At 61.4% G+C, this 17340-nt stretch carries 18 protein-coding genes; 11 read left to right on the top strand and 7 right to left on the bottom strand.

Annotated features, from left to right (window positions below):
- Positions 1-39: 39 nt before the first annotated feature.
- The 5 genes from dnaK to AC3WOY_RS18795 form a co-directional block, all read right to left on the bottom strand.
- Complete coding sequence (dnaK, locus tag AC3WOY_RS18815) at positions 40-1989, bottom strand: molecular chaperone DnaK (RefSeq protein WP_492426488.1); 1950 nt, start codon at positions 1987-1989, stop codon at positions 40-42.
- Positions 1990-2083: 94 nt separating this feature from the next.
- Positions 2084-2632, bottom strand: coding sequence for a nucleotide exchange factor GrpE (grpE, locus tag AC3WOY_RS18810; RefSeq protein ID WP_492426486.1), 549 nt, complete (start codon positions 2630-2632; stop codon positions 2084-2086).
- 350 nt (positions 2633-2982) lie between these two features.
- On the bottom strand, positions 2983-4089 hold the full coding sequence (gene hemH / locus AC3WOY_RS18805; protein ID WP_492426484.1) for a ferrochelatase: 1107 nt from the start codon (positions 4087-4089) through the stop codon (positions 2983-2985).
- A 27-nt stretch (positions 4090-4116) separates the two neighbouring features.
- Positions 4117-5766, bottom strand: coding sequence for a DNA repair protein RecN (recN, locus tag AC3WOY_RS18800; RefSeq protein WP_492426482.1), 1650 nt, complete (start codon positions 5764-5766; stop codon positions 4117-4119).
- A gap of 33 nt (positions 5767-5799) precedes the next feature.
- The gene (locus AC3WOY_RS18795; protein ID WP_492426480.1) at positions 5800-6717 is read right to left on the bottom strand and encodes an NAD kinase; all 918 of its coding nucleotides are present in this window, start codon (positions 6715-6717) and stop codon (positions 5800-5802) included.
- Between the two features lie 65 nt (positions 6718-6782).
- Between AC3WOY_RS18795 and AC3WOY_RS18790 the strand changes: the two genes are divergently transcribed.
- Both AC3WOY_RS18790 and hrcA read left to right on the top strand, forming a co-directional pair.
- On the top strand, positions 6783-7481 hold the full coding sequence (locus AC3WOY_RS18790; protein ID WP_492426478.1) for an HAD family hydrolase: 699 nt from the start codon (positions 6783-6785) through the stop codon (positions 7479-7481).
- 83 nt (positions 7482-7564) lie between these two features.
- Positions 7565-8587, top strand: coding sequence for a heat-inducible transcriptional repressor HrcA (gene hrcA, locus AC3WOY_RS18785; RefSeq protein ID WP_492426476.1), 1023 nt, complete (start codon positions 7565-7567; stop codon positions 8585-8587).
- A gap of 24 nt (positions 8588-8611) precedes the next feature.
- Here hrcA and AC3WOY_RS18780 read toward each other — a convergent pair whose 3' ends face one another.
- Both AC3WOY_RS18780 and fur read right to left on the bottom strand, forming a co-directional pair.
- On the bottom strand, positions 8612-8941 hold the full coding sequence (locus tag AC3WOY_RS18780; protein WP_492426474.1) for a PilZ domain-containing protein: 330 nt from the start codon (positions 8939-8941) through the stop codon (positions 8612-8614).
- Positions 8942-9049: 108 nt separating this feature from the next.
- Complete coding sequence (gene fur, locus AC3WOY_RS18775; protein WP_492429360.1) at positions 9050-9481, bottom strand: ferric iron uptake transcriptional regulator; 432 nt, start codon at positions 9479-9481, stop codon at positions 9050-9052.
- Positions 9482-9558: 77 nt separating this feature from the next.
- Here fur and AC3WOY_RS18770 point away from each other — a divergent pair, with 77 nt between their 5' ends.
- The 9 genes from AC3WOY_RS18770 (at position 9559) to holA (ending at position 17321) form a co-directional block, all read left to right on the top strand.
- Positions 9559-10077 (top strand): outer membrane protein assembly factor BamE, encoded by a 519-nt coding sequence (locus AC3WOY_RS18770; RefSeq protein WP_492426472.1) that lies wholly within the window; start codon positions 9559-9561, stop codon positions 10075-10077.
- Positions 10078-10086: 9 nt separating this feature from the next.
- Positions 10087-10893: a 4-hydroxy-tetrahydrodipicolinate reductase gene (gene dapB, locus AC3WOY_RS18765; protein WP_492426470.1), complete on the top strand. Its 807-nt coding sequence runs from the start codon at positions 10087-10089 to the stop codon at positions 10891-10893.
- A 24-nt stretch (positions 10894-10917) separates the two neighbouring features.
- Positions 10918-11586, top strand: coding sequence for an energy transducer TonB (locus tag AC3WOY_RS18760; RefSeq protein WP_492426468.1), 669 nt, complete (start codon positions 10918-10920; stop codon positions 11584-11586).
- 15 nt (positions 11587-11601) lie between these two features.
- On the top strand, positions 11602-12279 hold the full coding sequence (locus tag AC3WOY_RS18755; RefSeq protein ID WP_420476024.1) for a MotA/TolQ/ExbB proton channel family protein: 678 nt from the start codon (positions 11602-11604) through the stop codon (positions 12277-12279).
- Between the two features lie 11 nt (positions 12280-12290).
- On the top strand, positions 12291-12710 hold the full coding sequence (locus AC3WOY_RS18750; protein ID WP_492426465.1) for an ExbD/TolR family protein: 420 nt from the start codon (positions 12291-12293) through the stop codon (positions 12708-12710).
- Positions 12711-12714: 4 nt separating this feature from the next.
- Complete coding sequence (locus AC3WOY_RS18745; protein ID WP_492426463.1) at positions 12715-13041, top strand: barstar family protein; 327 nt, start codon at positions 12715-12717, stop codon at positions 13039-13041.
- Between the two features lie 95 nt (positions 13042-13136).
- A complete protein-coding gene (gene leuS, locus AC3WOY_RS18740) occupies positions 13137-15785 on the top strand; it encodes a leucine--tRNA ligase (RefSeq protein WP_492426461.1) in 2649 nt (882 codons plus the stop codon).
- Between the two features lie 15 nt (positions 15786-15800).
- A complete protein-coding gene (locus AC3WOY_RS18735) occupies positions 15801-16295 on the top strand; it encodes an LPS-assembly lipoprotein LptE (RefSeq protein ID WP_492426459.1) in 495 nt (164 codons plus the stop codon).
- A gap of 9 nt (positions 16296-16304) precedes the next feature.
- Positions 16305-17321 (top strand): DNA polymerase III subunit delta, encoded by a 1017-nt coding sequence (holA, locus tag AC3WOY_RS18730; RefSeq protein WP_492426457.1) that lies wholly within the window; start codon positions 16305-16307, stop codon positions 17319-17321.
- Positions 17322-17340: the final 19 nt, after the last annotated feature.

The raw sequence follows: 17340 nt of genomic DNA, 5'->3' as shown, positions 1-17340 counted from the left end.
CATCGCGGCGCTAAGTTGCCTTAGCCGCGATGAGGGTCATTACTTGTCTTTGACTTCCTTGAAGTCGGCGTCGACGACGTCTTCTTCCTTGGCCTTGGCTTCCGATGCGCCTGCGCCCGTACCGCCGGCAGCACCTGCGGCACCGGCCGCGCCTGCCTGCTGCGCCTGCGCGTCAGCGTACATCTTCTCGCCCAGCTTCTGCGCAGCGGTCGACAGCGCGGCGACCTTGGCGTCGATGTCGGCCTTGTCGTTGCCCTTCAGGACGCCTTCCAGGTCCTTGATCGCTGCTTCGATCTTTTCCTTCTCGCCGCCGTCCAGCTTGTCGCCGTACTCGGTCAGTGCCTTGCGGGTCGAGTGTACCAGCGCGTCGCCCTGGTTGCGTGCATCCGCCAGTTCCTTGAGCTTCTTGTCCTCGTCGGCGTACAGTTCGGCGTCCTTCACCATCTTCTGGATTTCGTCCTCGGACAAGCCGGAGTTCGCCTTGATGGTGATCTTGTTTTCCTTGCCGGAAGCCTTGTCCTTCGCGCCGACGTGCAGGATGCCGTTGGCGTCGATGTCGAAGGTCACTTCAACTTGCGGAATGCCGCGCGGTGCCGGCGGGATGCCTTCGAGGTTGAACTCGCCCAGCAGCTTGTTGCCGGTCGCCATTTCGCGCTCGCCCTGGTAGACCTTGATGGTCACGGCCGGCTGGTTGTCGTCGGCAGTGGAGAACACCTGGCTGAACTTGGTCGGGATCGTGGTGTTCTTCTGGATCATCTTGGTCATCACGCCGCCCAGGGTCTCGATACCCAGCGACAGCGGCGTCACGTCCAGCAGCAGCAGGTCCTTGCGGTCGCCCGACAGCACGGAACCCTGGATCGCGGCGCCGACAGCAACGGCTTCATCCGGGTTGACGTCCTTGCGCGGTTCCTTGCCGAAGAACTCCTTCACCTTTTCCTGCACCTTCGGCATGCGGGTCATGCCGCCGACCAGGATCACGTCCTGGATGTCGGAGACCTTCACGCCTGCATCCTTGATCGCGATGCGGCACGGCTCGATGGTGCGCTCGACCAGTTCCTCGACCAGCGATTCCAGCTTGGCGCGGGTGATCTTCATGTTCAGGTGGACCGGCGCGCCGTTGACCATGGCGATGTACGGCTCGTTGATTTCTGTCTGCTGCGAGGAGGACAGCTCGATCTTCGCGCGCTCGGCGGAAGCCTTGATGCGCTGCAGGGCGATCGGGTCCTTCGACAGGTCGAGGCCGTTGATCTTCTTGAACTCTTCGATGACGTAATCGATCATGCGCTGGTCGAAGTCTTCGCCGCCGAGGAAGGTGTCGCCGTTGGTGGACAGCACTTCGAACTGCATTTCGCCGTCGACGTCCGCGATCTCGATGATGGAAATGTCGAAGGTACCGCCGCCGAGGTCATACACGGCGATCTTGCGGTCGCCCTTGCCGCTCTTGTCGAGGCCGAATGCCAGCGCAGCCGCGGTCGGCTCGTTGATGATGCGCTTCACATCCAGGCCGGCAATGCGGCCGGCGTCCTTGGTTGCCTGGCGCTGTGCGTCATTGAAGTAAGCCGGCACGGTGATCACGGCTTCGGTCACTTCCTCGCCGAGGTAGTCTTCGGCGGTCTTCTTCATCTTGCGCAGCACTTCCGCGGACACCTGCGGCGGCGCGAGCTTCTTGTCGCGTGCCTGCACCCATGCGTCGCCGTTGTCGGCCTTGACGATTTCATAGGGCATCAGGTTGATGTCCTTCTGGACTTCGTTTTCCTGGAATTTGCGGCCGATCAGACGCTTGACCGCGTAGAGGGTGTTCTTCGGGTTGGTGACGGCCTGGCGCTTCGCCGGGGCGCCGACGAGGATTTCGCCGTCGTCCTGATAGGCGATCACGGAAGGCGTCGTGCGGGAGCCTTCGGAGTTTTCGATAACCTTCGGCTGACCGCCTTCCATGATAGCGACGCAGGAGTTGGTCGTACCCAAGTCAATGCCAATGATCTTGCCCATGATGCGTTCCTTTAAAACGAGAGTTTTCTAATGTGTTGTATATGTGGAACAAAGTGCCGGTTTCAAGCGCCTTTGTCGCCCTTCTCCGAATTTTTTATTGCGCCACCGTGACCAGCGCAGGCCGCAGCAGGCGGTCGGCGATCATGTAGCCCTTCTGCAGGACGGTAACGATGGTGTTGGCCTCCTGGTCGGCCGGCACCATGGAGATGGCCTGGTGTTTCATCGGGTCGAGCTTTTCGCCCGGCATAGGGTTGATTTCCTGCAGGCGGTTGCGCTCAAAGGCGGAGGCAAGTTGCTTGAGGGTCATTTCGACGCCTTCCTTCAGCGACTCGACCGACGGCGTATCCAGCTTGAGGGCCATTTCGAGGCTGTCCTTCACCGGCACGAGTGCCTCGGCAAAACCTTCGATGGCGAACTTGTGCGCCTTGGCGACGTCTTCCTGTGCACGGCGGCGGATGTTTTCCGTATCCGCCTTGGCGCGCAGGAATGCGTCTTGCATCTCTGTCGCTCGCGCTTCCGCTGCCGCAAGCCGCTCTTCCAGGCTCGGGCCGGTTTGTGCCTGTGCCGGTTGTTCGACAGTCTCGCTGTCTTGCGGCGGAGTTGCCTGTTCCACTTGGTCCTGCATCTTTTCTTGATCTTGCATCACAAAAAGTCTCCAGAAAATCAATGACTTAGTTTCAATTGCAACACTAAATGGGGGTATCCCTTACTTTTTCAAGGGGAATGAAATGCTTTATTTGAGAAAAATGCGCCGGCCGCAGGACGTAAAGACTTGTTACACACTTTACTGCGCACGGGGCTTCAATTCAGGGACAGGCGTACTAGGATGAGCTTAACCAAGTTGCAACTGGATTTCGCTGGTTGCAAAGGAGTAAGGACCATGAAACTGCCATTGATCTCGGCATCGGTCGTCGCCTACACACTGCTCGGCGCGGCCTGGATTTGCCAAGCTGACCTGCTGTTCTGAATATCCCCCGGCAAGGCCGGTGCGGACTAGTTTTTCGCCCCCATCTGCATGGCCCGTTGACGCGCCACCCCGGCGTCCTTGCGCGCATCCTCCCGCATCTGCGGCGTCATCATCGTGGGCCAGCCGACCATGTGCTGTTCGGCAATCTCGGCCAGCGCGCTGATCCAGGCCGGGTCTTCATTGAGACAGGGGATGTAATGGAATTCCTTGCCGCCGGAGGTGAGGAAGTCCTGCTTGACCTCCATGGCGATCTCTTCCAGGGTTTCAAGGCAATCGCTGGAAAAACCGGGACAGAGCACATCGATACGGCGCACGCCTTCCTTGCCCATCTTCTGCACGGTCGGTGCGGTATAAGGCTGCAACCACTCCGCCTTGCCGAAACGTGACTGGAAGGTAACGATATACTGCTCCGGCGACAGGCGCAGCGCATTGGCCAGCAGGCGCGCGGTCTTGTGGCATTCGCAATGGTAGGGATCGCCGAGGAGCAGCGTGCGCTTGGGCACGCCATGGAAGCTCATGACCAGCTTGTCCGGCCTGCCATGCACGTCCCAGTGCGCAAGCACGGATTTCTTCAGCGCGTCGATGTAACCCTCGTTGTCGTGATAGTGCTTGACGAAGCGCAGCTCGGGCACATTGCGCACCTTTGCGTAGTGGGTGAATACCGCATCGTAGATGGACGCCGTCGTCGTCGCCGAATATTGCGGATAAGCCGGCAGGATCAGGATGCGGTCGCAACCGTCGGCCTTGAGCTTGTCGACGACCTCGGGCACGGAAGGACTGCCGTAGCGCATCGCGTAGGCCACCTGTACGTCATGGCCGCGTTCGCCGAGGTAACCACGCAACAGTGCCGCCTGCTTCTTCGTATGGACCAGCAACGGCGAGCCTTCCTGGGTCCAGATCGACGCGTACTTGGCCGCCGACTTGGACGAGCGGAATGGCAGGATCACGCCGTTGAGGATGAGCCACCAGACCGCCCTGGGAATTTCCACCATGCGCGGGTCCGACAGGAATTGCTTGAGATAGCGACGCACGGCGGGTGTGGTCGGTTCCTCGGGTGTGCCGAGGTTGACCAGGACAAGGCCGGTCTTTGACAGCGTGCCGTGCGAATACGGCGGTTCCGGGTTGGGGCGCATCGTGTGCGGGTTTCCTGTTGTTCAGTGTTAGGACGCGAGCAGTTCGCGCGCGTGCTTGCGCGTCGTGGCGGTGATTTCGAGGCCGCCGAGCATGCGGGCGATTTCCTCGATGCGGGCTTTCGAATCGAGCGCGTCGATATTGGACAAGGTGCGCCCTTCCATGCTGCTCTTGCTGACCTGGAAATGCTGGTTGGCCTGGCTGGCGACCTGCGGAAGGTGCGTCACGCACAGCACCTGGCGATCCTGGCCGAGCCGCTTGAGCAGGCGCCCCACCACTTCCGCCACACCGCCGCCGATGCCGCTGTCGACTTCGTCGAAAATCAGCGTCGGCGTCACCGTTGCAGTCGAGGTAATGACCGAGATGGCCAGTGAAATCCGGGCCAGTTCGCCGCCGGACGCGACCTTGGCGAGCGGGCGCGGCGATGTTCCAGCATGGGCGGCAACAAGGAATTCCACCTGCTCCAATCCATAGGCGGCAGGTTCGCACTCGTTCAATGCAATGACGAAACGGCCGCCCGACATGCTCAGGTCTTGCATGGCGGCGGTCACCGCTTCACTCAATGCACTGGCTGCCTTGGCGCGCGCCTTCGACAGTTTCCCGGCGGCAGACATGTACTCTGCCTTGCGCTTTTCCTCCTGGGCGCGCAGGGCTTCGACATCGCTGGCATCCGCGAGTTGTTTCAATTGCGCGGAAAGCGTTTCATATTCCTGCGGCAGTTCCTCCGGCGCGACACGGAATTTGCGCGCGGTGGAATGGATCGCATCCAGGCGCGCCTCCACTTCCTGCAGGCGGCCGGGATCGAGCTCGACGCGGCCAAGGTAATCGTTCAGCGCATACACCGCTTCCTGCAACTGAATGCGGGCGGGCTCCAGCGCGTCGACGACCGGTTTCAGCGCGGCATCGACATCGGACAGCTTGCCCAGCTTCAGCGTCAGCGCGGACAACTGGGACAGGATCGGGCTGGTGTCGGATTCGGAAATGACGGTCAAGGCTTCCTGCGCGCCTTCGAGCAGGCTGGCAGCGTGGGCGAGCCTGCTGTGCTCGTTGCTGATCTCGGCCCACTCACCCGGCTTGACCGCGAGCTTTTCCAGTTCACCGACCTGCCATTCGAGGCGCTCGCGCTCCAGCAAGACATTCCTGGCGTTGGTTTCGAATTCTTCGCGTTGTCGTGCCAGCGCACGCCATGCCTTGTGGGCAGCGGCCACGGCTTTGGCGTCGTCGAGCAAGCCGGCCTGAGTGTCGAGCAGGACGCGTTGCGCATCCACCTTCAACAGCGACTGGTGCGCATGCTGGCCATGGATATCGACCAGCATTTCGCCCAGCTCGCGCAACTGCGCGGCCGTTGCGGTGATGCCATTGATGAAAGCCTTCGAGCGGCCGGCATTGTCGATCACGCGCCGCAGGAGCACGCTGCCTTCGTCATTGCTGAATTCCTGCTCCGCCAGCCATGACTCCACTTCGTCGTGCGTGCTGAATTCGGCGGTGATATCGGCTTTCGCCGCGCCTTCGCGCACGACGCTGGCGTCGCCGCGGCCGCCGAGCGCGAGCGCCAGCGCGTCGATCAGGATCGACTTGCCGGCACCGGTTTCGCCGGTGAAGACAGTGAATCCTGGAGCAAACTCGAGTTCGATCGAATCAACGATCACGAAATCGCGGATGGAAAGTGTGCGAAGCATGTCGGAAATGGCTTTTCGGGCAAAAACAGCCTGTTATTTTAACTTCCCCGCCACGGAGGGATACTCGTGCCAGTGCAGCTTTTCCCGCAGGGTATCGTAGTAGCTCCAGCCTTGCGGATGCAGGAAGGTAATGGTGTGTGCGGAACGGCGGATGAAAATGCGGTCGTGGTGTTGCAAACTGGCCAGCGATTGCATGTCGAAATTGACGCTGATGTCGCGCCCGCCCATGATTTCCACGACGACGGTGCAGGAATCGGGGATTACGATGGGCCGGTTGGAAAGCGCATGCGGTGCGATCGGCACGAGCACCATGCCCGACAGGCTCGGATGCAGCAGCGGGCCGCCCGCGGACAAGGCATAAGCGGTGGACCCGGTCGGCGTGGAAATGATCAGGCCGTCGGAGCGCTGGTTGTACATGAAGTGGCCATCGACCTCGACCTTCAGTTCGGCCATGCCAGTGGTCGAGCCGCGCGCCACCACCACGTCATTGAATGCCAGCGCGTGAAAGATCGGCTGGCCGTCGCGGATGACCGATCCTTCCAGCAAGGTACGCTGCTCGGATTCCAGTTTTCCGGAAAGCATGTCGGCCAGTACCTGGATCATGCCTTCCTGCGAAATGTCGGTCATGAAACCAAGGCGCCCCTGGTTGATGCCGATCAGAGGAACGTTGTATGGCGCGAGCTGGCGCGCAATGCCGAGCATCGTACCGTCACCGCCGACGACAATGGCGACGTCGGCATGGGTGCCGATTTCGGCGGGTGTCATGGTCGGCACGCCGGGAAGCGACACGTTCTGCGCCGTCTCGGCTTCGAGCACGACCTTGTGCCCGGATTGAGCGAGAAATCCGGCAATATCAGACAATGACTGCTCAATACCGGCGGCCATGTATTTGCCGACGATGGCAACTGTCTGGAAGGCGACCGCGCGGTCGAATGGCTTGAAAGGCAACATGCAGCAGATTAGACCATAATTTGACGGTCTGTTACAGGCATTGAAACGCAGGAACCCGATCCCATATGTCAAGCATAAGAGCCGTATTGTTCGACCTGGACGACACGTTGTGGCCGATCGTGCCGGTTATCAAGCGCGCGGAAAAGCTGCTCTACGAGTGGCTGAAGCTGCACGCTCCGCCGGTCGCGCAGCGCGTCACCATCGAGAGCATGCGCGAACGGCGCCAGCAATTGATGGCGACCGATCCGGTATACCAGCTGGACCTGCGCCTGTTGCGCCGGGCCGTGCTGTTCGAGGCGTTTGCCGAGACCGGGCTGGACGTGCGGCTGGTGGATGAGGCAATGGATGTGTTTTCGACAGCGCGAAACGAAGTGACACCCTTCGACGACGTCCGGCCGGCTCTGGAGAGGCTGCAGGGGCGCATCATCCTCGGGTCCGTTTCGAATGGCGTGGCCGATCTGCGCGCCATCGGGATGGCTCACTTTTTCCAGGTCTCGGTGGCTGCTCACCATATCGGGTTTGCAAAACCGGACGCAGCGATTTTCCATGCAGCATGCACGGCGCTTGGCGTCACTCCGGACGAAGCACTGTATGTCGGCGACGACCCGCTGCTGGATGTGGAAGGGGCGCAGAAAGCAGGTCTGCGCGCCGCCTGGATCAACCGGCTGGAACTCGGGCCGGACCGGTTGCTGCCCGAACAGGTCCGCCCGGATGCCGTGTTTGGCAACCTGTATGAACTGGAGAGATGGCTGGATGTGCAATAAACCCTTGATAACAGCCGATATCAGGTGACGCCTTCGGGCAACATATTCTGGCACCCACTGTCATGGCTCGGTAGAATAATCGTATGCAACTCGATTCCCGCGCACAAACATTACTCAAGGCCCTGGTCGAACGTTATATCGCCGACGGCCAGCCCGTAGGTTCGCGCGCCCTTTCCAGGATCTCCGGCCTCGACCTGTCTCCGGCGACCATCCGCAACATCATGGCCGACCTGGAAGAGCTCGGCTATGTGTGCAGCCCGCACACCTCGGCAGGCCGGATACCGACGCCGCGCGGCTACCGGATGTTTGTCGACACCCTGCTGACCGTGCAACCGATCGACGAAACGACCGTGGAATCGAAACTGCAGCCCCGCCTGCAGACCGCCTCGCCGCAAAAGATCATTTCCAACGCGGCCCAGATGCTGTCCTCCCTGTCGCAGTTTGCCGGCGTGGTCATGACGCCACGCCATGAATCGGTCTTCCAGCAGATCGAGTTCATGCGGCTGTCCGAGAAACGCATCCTGCTCGTGATCGTCACCCCGAATGGCGACGTGCAGAACCGCCTGCTGCTGACCGATGTCGACTACACGCCATCGCAACTCGTGCAGGCAGCGAACTACATCAACCAGCACTATGCGGGGCTGGGCTTCGACGAGGTGCGCACCCGCCTGCAGAATGAATTGCGCCAGTTGCGCGACGACATGACGCGCCTGATGCAGGCCGCCGTCGAGGCCGGCAGCGATGCGATGGCCGAAAGCGAGGAAGACGTCGTCATTTCCGGCGAGCGCAATCTCCTCAGCGTCACCGACCTGGCGTCGAACATGAATTCATTGCGCAAGCTGTTCGACCTGTTCGAGCACAAGACCAGCCTGATGCAGCTGCTCGACGTATCGAGCAAGGCAACGGGCGTGCAGATCTTCATCGGCGGCGAATCCCAGCTCGTGCCGATGGAAGAAATGAGCATCGTCACCGCCCCCTATGAAGTCAATGGCAAGATCGTGGGGACGCTGGGAGTCATTGGCCCGACGCGCATGGCCTACGAACGCGTCATCCCGATCGTCGACATCACCGCCAAGCTGCTGTCCAACGCGCTCAGTCATAACTGACGCCCGCAGCCGGCTCGATCCGCGCTAAATCATTACTTCGGCCAGCAGCTTATTGTTGGCCGCATCCAGTTCGGTAAATTGCAGTCCAGTACGAAATCCATCCGTTCCGGCCAGGATGCTGTAGACCACCTTGGCGACTGCAAAGACGCGGACCATCTGCCCGTTCAAAGGCGCTTCGAATCCGACGTTGCAAATCTTCCCCGGCGGAAGTTGCTCGGGCACGATAAGGCACAGGCCGCCAAGGGACACGTCGACGGTCTTGGCCCGCAAGGCCGGCATGCCGAAAAGGGCAACGCGTGCCTGGGCACGCAAGACCTTGCGAGGATAGGTTCTGGTTTCGGAATTCGCAGTCATCAGGGGGGAAAAGCCGGCCTGCCGCAGTCGGTGGATTGTCCCACTGGTGGACATGCAACCGATGGCGCAGGCGGGAAATGCAAGTATTTCAGGAAAGCTGCCAGCTGATTATCGGGACCGATGGGGACAATCGGACTTGGTGCAGTGGCCATACAGGGCCAGCGCGTGTTCGGAAATATCGAACCCGCGCTCTTTCGCAATCTTCTGCTGCCGTTTCTCGATCTCTTCATCGAAAAACTCCTCCACCCTGCCGCAGTCGAGGCAGACAAGATGATCGTGATGCGATCCCACGTTCAGTTCGAACACAGCCTTGCCGGTTTCGAAATGGTTCCGGTGCAGCAGGCCGGCCTGTTCGAACTGCGTGAGCACGCGGTAAACCGTTGCCAAACCGACATCCATGTTTTCGGCCAGGAGAATCTTGTACACATCCTCCGCGCTCAAATGGCGAACCGTGCTCGTCTGAAAAATCTCGAGGATCTTCAGCCGCGGCAGCGTCGCCTTCAGGCCGCTGGCTTTCAGATCATTAGGCGTGTTGGTCATGTTGTTGGTCGGTTTCCGTATATCTGCTTTATCATATAGCGTTTTGGCCAGATTGCTCAACGAATTGAGAACCATTTATGCGAATGTCGCCCTTCAGTGCTGATCGTTCAACCCTTGCGGCCGCATTCTGCCTCGCCGCCGTCCTTTCCGGTTGCGCGAGCAAGAATCCCCTGATCGACGAACCGGCTGCCGCCAGCACTCCGGCCGCCGGACAATCCGCACCGGGCGCATTGACGACGTCAAAACCGACCGGCATCCAGCGCTTCCTGGGATTTCTCACGCCTTATCGCATCGATATTCAGCAGGGCAATTTCGTATCCCGTGAAATGGTCGCGCAACTCAAGGAAGGCATGCAGCGCAGCGAAGGCGTGACGCGCGAGCAGGTGCGTTTCGTCCTCGGCACGCCGCTGCTGACCGACATGTTCCATGCCGACCGCTGGGATTACGTGTTCCGCCTGAAGAAGAGCAGCGGCGAAGTCATCGCCAGCCGCGTATCGGTCTTCTTCAAGGACAACCGCCTGGTCAACATCGACGGCGACACTTTGCCGACCGAACAAGAATATCTCGCATTCATCGCCGGCACCGCCGGCAAGTAAGAGCATCACATGAGCCAACTGAAAATCGCTGTTGCAGGCGCATCCGGCCGCATGGGCCGCATGCTGATCGAGACTATCCAGAACGCCGACGATGCCGCACTGGTCGGCGCGCTCGACGTGCCGCAATCGCCAGCCATCGGCACCGACGCCGCGGCTTTCCTGGGCAAACCGGCAGGCGTGGCGATCGAGTCCGACCTGACGAAAGGCCTGGCCAACGCCGAATTCCTGATCGACTTCACGCGTCCGGAAGGCACGCTCAAGCACCTCGAATACTGCGCGCAGCACGGAATCAAGGTCATCATCGGCACAACCGGTTTCGATGAAGCAGGCAAGGCCGCCATTGCGGCAGCCGCGCAGAAAACCGCAGTCGTGTTCGCCCCGAACATGAGCGTCGGCGTCAATGTGACGCTCAAGCTGCTGGAAATGGCGGCGAAGAGTTTTTCCCACGGCTACGACATCGAAATCGTCGAAGCGCACCACCGCCACAAGGTGGACGCCCCCTCGGGCACCGCGCTCAAGATGGGCGAAGTCATCGCCTCCGCACTCGGCCGCGACCTGGACGATGTGGCAGTGTATGCCCGTGAGGGTGTGACGGGCGAGCGCGATCCATCGTCGATCGGCTTTGCGACCATCCGGGGCGGCGACATCGTTGGCGACCATACGGTACTGTTTGCCGGCATCGGCGAACGCATCGAGATCAGCCACAAGTCTTCCAGCCGCTTCAGCTACGCCCAGGGCAGTGTCCGCGCGGCGCGCTTCCTCGCCGACAAGAAGACGGGCTTGTACGACATGCAGGACGTCCTCGGCCTGAAGTAAAGGAACGAGGCGCAGGCCACGCCCATGCCGAAACCCGCGCCGATTGCCGCAACCATCCTGCTGCATGCTTTGCTGATTGCGGCAGTGGTGGCCGGACTGAATGCCGATCCGGAGCCGGATACCCGCAGCGAACCGCTGAAGGTCCAGCTTCTCCCGCCAGAACCTCCGCCAGCCCCGGTTGTACTGCCTACACCGCAACCGCCGGCTCCGACGCCGGCGCCAGTGAAAAAAGAGCGCCCCGCTCCCAAACCGGCAGCCGAACCCAGGCCCGCCCCGAACGTCGCTGCGCCGTCGCCCGCCCCGTCGCAGACAGCTCCGCAGGACACAAAGCCCGCTCCTGTTGCAGGACCGCCAGCACCTGCGTCTGCCGCCCCGCCGGCGCCGCCCGCACCATCTGCACCAGTACGGACCAGCGCGTCCGAGGCGAGCTATGCAGCGACCAATCGTACCCCGCCCTACCCGCGCATTTCGCTCAGCAACGGCGATGAAGGCACGGTCGTCCTGCGCGTGCTGGTCACAGCAGAGGGAACGGCAGGCGCGGTAGAGATCAAGACGTCGAGCGGCCATTCCCTCCTCGACGAATCCGCCCGGAAGACGGTGCTGGGCTGGCGCTTCAAGCCGGCCACCGTCGACGGCAAACCGGTGGCCGAGTGGTATCAGGTGCCCATTCCGTTTAAACTTCAGAACAATTAATCTTTTTTACACAACATGAACCAGTCACTCGGATTTGCGCATTATTGGGCCCAGGGCGACGCCGTCACGCATTCGGTCGCCTATCTGCTGCTGCTGATGTCGGTCGTCAGCTGGTACTACATCTTTTCGAAGACATGGAGCTCCTGGCGCATCCGCCGCAGCGCCGGCGCTCTGGAAGGGTTCTGGAAAGCGCCGACACTGACTGACGCCATCGCCGTGGTCAAGAATGCCGACAGCGAGAACGTGTATGCGCCGCTCGCAATCCAGAGCGCGGAAGCCGCCAACGTGACCGCGCAGGCCGGTTCATTGAATGCGAGCATCGACCCGAGCGAACTGATCACGCGCACCCTGCGCCAGGAAATCAACCGAGTATCGTCGCGGCTGGAAAACGGCCTCACCCTGCTGGCCTCGGTCGGATCGACCGCGCCCTTCGTCGGACTGTTCGGCACCGTGTGGGGCATTTACCATGCGCTGGTCGCAGTCTCCACCACCGGTACGGTACAGATCGACAAGGTCGCCGGCCCGGTAGGCGAGGCGCTGATCATGACCGCGCTCGGCCTCGTCGTCGCCATTCCTGCGGTGCTCGCCTACAACGCATTTACCCGCGTCAATCGTGTCACGCTGGCGGAACTCGACGCATTCGCGCACGACCTGCACGCCTTCCTGACCACCGGCGCCCGCGTCGGCAAATAAGGAGACACACCATGGCTTTCGGTGGATTCAACGACAACCAGAAGCAGGCGCCGATGTCGGACATCAATGTCACGCCCATGGTCGACGTGATGCTGGTGCTGCTCGTGATCTTCATCATCACCGCGCCGCTGTTCACCCACTCCATCAAGCTCGACCTGCCAAACGCCCCCGCCGCGGCCTCGCCGCAAAAGCCGGAAACGATCACGCTGTCGATCAACAGCGAAGGCCGGATCTTCTGGAACAACGAACCGGTCGAAGAGAAGGACCTGGGACCGAAGCTCGCGCAGGAATCGCAAAAGAATCCCCAGCCCGAACTACAGCTGCGCGCCGACAAATCCACGCGGTACGAGGTCATTGCGCGCGTCATGTCGGCGGCCCAGACCAACGGCATGAACAAGCTGGGTTTCGTCACCGACGCCAAGGAAAAATAAGGCCATGCCCGACGTATCGCTCGACGGCCGCCGCATCACGGACTGGAAGACCTTCCACGCCGAATGCCAGGCCGTCTTCGGCTTTCCCGATTTCTACGGTCGCAACATGGATGCGTGGATCGATTGCATGGGAGGCTTGCGCGATGACGACGGCATGACGAAATTTGCGCTCAACCCCGATGAAATGCTGTGCATCGAGGTCCTGCATGCAGAAACTCTGCGCAGGAATGCGCCGGAAATCCTCGAAGCGCTCGAGGAATGCAGCGACGAAGTGAACGAACGCTGCATCGAGAGCGGCCAGAAACCGCCCCTGCGCCTGCTGCTGCGCTGAATCTGCGCCGAAATTCCCCCGCCGCTGCGGCGCAACACCCCCTCCCGGGCGGTATAATGGCTGGTTTACATCCACCATCACCAGCCTCATCCGCCATGCAAGAAAAATATCTTCCCGGCGACGTCGAAAAAGCGGCGCACGCTCACTGGAATGCCATCGACGCGTACAAGACCGTCGAGCACGCCAAGGACCGCAACGGCAAGGAAAAGAAAAAATTCTACGCCTGCTCCATGCTGCCCTACCCGTCCGGGAAGCTGCACATGGGCCACGTCCGCAATTACACGATCAACGACATGCTGTCGCGCTTCCTGCGCATGAACGGCTACAACGTGCTGATGCCGATGGGCTGGGACGCGTTCGGCCTGCCTGCCGAGAACGCCGCGCTGAAGAATGGCGTGCCGCCGGCGAAGTGGACGTACGACAACATCGCCTACATGAAGAAGCAGATGCAGGCGATGGGCCTGGCGATCGACTGGTCGCGCGAAGTGGCGACCTGCGACCCGAGCTACTACAAGTGGAACCAGTGGCTGTTCCTGAAGATGCTGGAAAAAGGCATCGCCTACCGCAAGACCCAGGTCGTCAACTGGGACCCGGTCGACCAGACCGTGCTGGCCAACGAGCAGGTCATCGACGGCCGCGGCTGGCGTACCGGCGCGCTGGTGGAAAAGCGCGAGATTCCCGGCTACTACCTCAAGATCACCGACTACGCGGAAGAACTGCTCGACCACGTCGTCAACAAGCTGCCCGGCTGGCCGGAGCGTGTGCGCATCATGCAGGAAAACTGGATCGGCAAGAGCGAAGGCGTACGTTTCGCCTTCCCGCACGAGATCCGCGATGCACAGGGCAACCTGATTCAGGACGGCAAGCTGTTCGTGTTCACCACGCGCGCCGACACCATCATGGGCGTAACCTTCTGCGCGGTCGCGCCGGAGCATCCGCTGGCCACGCACGCAGCAGCATCGAATCCGAAGCTCGCCGCCTTCATCGAGGAGTGCAAGCGTGGCGGCACGACCGAAGCCGAGCTGGCGCTCAAGGAAAAGGAAGGCCTGCCCACCGGCCTGTTCGTCACCCATCCGTTGACCGGCAAGCAGGTCGAGGTTTGGGTCGGCAACTACGTGCTGATGACTTACGGCGATGGCGCCGTGATGGGCGTGCCAGCGCACGACGAGCGCGACTTTGCGTTCGCCAAGAAATACAACCTGCCGATCGAGCAGGTCATTGCCGTCGAAGGCGAGACCTACTCCACCGATGCATGGCAGGAATGGTACGGCGACAAGCAGCGCGGCGTGACCGTCAATTCCGGCGCCTACGACGGCCTGAACTACAAGGCCGCCGTGGACAAGATCGCCGCCGACCTGGCCACCAAGGGCAATGGCGAAAAGAAAACCACCTGGCGCCTGCGCGACTGGGGCATCAGCCGCCAGCGTTACTGGGGCACACCGATCCCGATCATTCACTGCGACAGCTGCGGTTCTGTCCCGGTTCCGGAAAAAGACCTGCCGGTCGTGCTGCCGCAGGACTGCGTGCCGGACGGTTCCGGCAATCCGCTCAACAAGCGCGAAGATTTCCTGCGTTGCGATTGCCCGAAGTGCGGCAAGCCCGCGCGCCGCGAAACCGACACGATGGATACCTTCGTCGATTCGTCCTGGTACTTCATGCGCTATTGCGACCCGAAGAACGACGAGCAGATGGTCGCCGGCGGCGCCAATTACTGGATGCCGATGGACCAGTACATCGGCGGCATCGAACATGCGATCCTGCACCTGCTGTATGCGCGCTTCTGGACCAAGGTCATGCGCGACCTCGGCCTGGTCAAGGTCGACGAACCCTTCACCAACCTGCTCACGCAGGGCATGGTGCTGAACCATATTTATTCCCGCCGCACGCCGCAGGGCGCGATCGAGTATTTCTGGCCGCATGAAGTCGAGAACATCCATGACGAAAGCGGCCGCATCGTCGGCGCCAAGCTCAAGAGCGACGGCTCGGCTGTTTCGTACGACGGCGTCGGCACGATGTCGAAGTCGAAGAACAATGGCGTCGATCCGCAGGACCTGATCGACCAGTACGGTGCGGATACCGCGCGCCTGTTCGTCATGTTCGCTTCGCCGCCGGAGCAGACGCTGGAATGGAACGATGCCGGCGTGGAAGGCGCGAACCGCTTCCTGCGCCGCGTCTGGGCCTTCGCCCATGCGCAGGCAGAACGCGTGAAGTCCTCGCAGGAAGTCGATTTCGGCGTCCTGCCGGAGCAGCACAAGGCGCTGCGCCGCGAAGTCCACAAGATCCTGCAACAGGCCGACCACGATTTCCGCCGCCTGCAGTACAACACCGTCGTGTCGGCCTGCATGAAGATGCTGAACACGCTGGAAGGCGCAAAGCTCGACGAGTCCGCCCAGACCAATGCCGTCATCGCGGAAAGCCTGTCGGTGTTCCTGCGCGTGCTGTATCCGGTCGCACCGCACATCACCCATGTGCTGTGGCAGGAACTCGGCCTGGACGTCGCTTTCGGCGACATCCTCGACGCACCGTGGCCGCAGGTCGATCCGGCCGCGCTGGAACAGGCTGAAATCGAGCTCGTGGTCCAGGTCAACGGCAAGCTGCGCGGCAGCGTGAAGGTGCCGAAGGATGCCGACAAGGCCGCCATCGAAGCCGCCGCGCTGGCGAACGAAAACGTGAAGAAGTTCGTCGAAGGCGCGCCGAAGAAAGTCATCGTCGTGCCCGGCAAGCTGGTCAACATCGTTGCCTGATCACAGGAGATGCCCATGAAGCGCCGCGCCGTCCTGGCCCTGTCCACAGCCCTCATGCTGAGCGCATGCGGTTTCCAGCTGCGCGGCTCCAATGGCCAGGCCAGTCTGCCGTTCAAGACGATTTACATCGGCACGGCGGAGACCTCGCCGCTGGGCATCGAACTGCGGCGCTATATCCGCGCCAGCGGCGACACGACCGTAGTCACCGACCAGAAGCAGGCGCAGGCGACCATTGAAGTGCTGAACGAAACGCGCGAAAAGGCGACCCTGACCCTCAACACCCAGGGCCGCGTGCGCGAATACTCGCTGTACTACCGCGTGAAGTTCCGCGTGAAGGACAGCAAGGAGAAGGAATTGCTGGCGCCGACCGAGCTCGTGCTCAAGCGCGACATCAGCTTCAACGAGTCGCAGGTCATCGCCAAGGAAAAGGAAGAGGAAATGCTGTACCGCGACATGCAGTCCGATGTCGTGCAGCAGATCCTGCGCCGCCTCACCGCCCTCAAGGCGTAAGGAAACATCATGCAGCTGCGGCTCGACGCCCTCGATGCCCATCTCGCGAAGTCGCTCGCGCCCTTATACGTGATCACCAGCGACGAGCACCTGCTCGCGCTGGAAGCCGCCGACAAGATCCGCAGGACGGCGCGCGCGCAGGGACTGACCGAGCGCGAGGTGCTGGTGGTCGAGCGCAGCTTCAAATGGGGCGAACTGCTCGCCGCCAACCAGTCGCAATCGCTATTCGGCGACCGCAAGCTGATCGAATTGCGCATCCCGACCGGCAAGCCCGGCAAGGATGGCGGCCAGGCGCTGCAGGAATATGCGGGTTCACTGAATCCGGACAACGTCACGCTGATTACCCTGCCCAAGCTCGACTGGCAGACACAAAAAAGCGCCTGGGTGGCTGCCCTGCAGCAGTCTTCGGTGTACATCGATATCCCGCTCGTGGAACGCGCGCACCTGCCCTCCTGGATCGGCACCCGTCTCGCGGCGCAAAAGCAGAGTGTGGACCGTCCGAGCATCGATTTCATCGCCGACCGCGTGGAAGGCAACCTGCTCGCGGCGCACCAGGAAATCCAGAAGCTCGCCCTGCTCTATCCGGAAGGCAAGCTGAGTTTTGAACAGGTGCAGGACGCGGTGCTCAATGTGGCACGCTACGACGTGTTCAAGCTGAACGAGGCGATGCTGGCCGGCGATACCGCCCGCCTCGTGCGCATGATCGAGGGCCTGAAAGGCGAAGGCGAGGCGCTGCCGCTGGTCCTGTGGGCGATGGCGGAAGAAATTCGCACGCTGCTCAAGATCAAGGCCGGCGTCGCACAGGGCAAGGCCATCGGCATGCTGCTGAAGGAATACCGCATCTGGGGGCCGCGTGAAAAACTGATGGAACCAGCACTGCGCCGCCTGAAGCTTTCCACGCTGGAACATGCGCTGCAGGAAGCCGCGCAAATCGATAAGATGGTCAAGGGATTGCGCGCGAAGGCGTTTGCAGGCGATGCGTGGGATGCGCTGCTGCAGTTGGGATTAAAAGTCGCGCGCGGTTAGGATGCCCGAGCACCCTACA

The sequence above is a fragment of the Noviherbaspirillum sp. FW303-A3 genome, from assembly GCF_058788695.1.
The sequence above is the reverse complement of the archived record's forward strand: the minus strand, read 5'-3'. Positions and strand labels throughout refer to the sequence as shown.